The sequence below is a fragment of the Marinimicrobium sp. UBA4509 genome (genome assembly GCF_002388575.1).
GTDB lineage: Bacteria > Pseudomonadota > Gammaproteobacteria > Pseudomonadales > Cellvibrionaceae > Marinimicrobium > Marinimicrobium koreense.
Genome location: NZ_DGMV01000050.1, coordinates 185241 through 185792, shown reverse-complemented (window position 1 = coordinate 185792; position 552 = coordinate 185241). Strand labels below are relative to the sequence as shown.

2 pseudogenes are annotated in these 552 nt (G+C 61.8%); both read left to right on the top strand.

The annotated features are described in order from the left end of the window. A pseudogene (locus tag B3520_RS08895) lies at nt 1-346 on the top strand (type II secretion system protein GspE); the annotation flags it as partial. 26 nt (nt 347-372) lie between these two features. Next, nucleotides 373-552: pseudogene (locus tag B3520_RS08890) on the top strand (type II secretion system protein GspF); the annotation flags it as partial.

The following is a 552-nucleotide window of genomic DNA, read 5'->3' as shown; positions in this document are numbered from 1 at the left end:
CATGGCCCAGCGCCTGGTGCGCAAACTGTGTCAGGCCTGCCGGGAGCCCCATCAGGCCGATCAGGCGGAGCGGGAACTGATGAATCTGCCTGAGGGAGCCACCATCTACAAACCGGTGGGCTGCAAGCAGTGCAACAACATGGGTTATCGGGGTCGTAAAGGGATCTACGAGCTGATTGAAATCAATGAGCGGATGCGTCACCTGATCCACGAACAGGCCGGTGAACACGAACTGATTGCCGAGGCGCGCAAGAACAGTCCGTCCATCAGTGATGATGGTCGCCAGTGCGTGCTCGACGGGGTGACCAGCCTGGAGGAAGTGCTCCGGGTCACCACCGCCAGCTAGCCGACGTAACCGCGAGACGATACGCCATGGGTGCCTACAGTTATCAAGCATTGAATGAGGCCGGTAAAACGGTCAAAGGCATTCTCGAGGGAGACTCCGAGCGCCAGGTGCGCAGTCAGTTGCGCGCCAAGCGACTCAAGCCCCTGGACGTCAGTAGCGTCACCGGTGGGCGCCGGGCCACCAAAGGCGAGCCGGGCCTGGCGGGG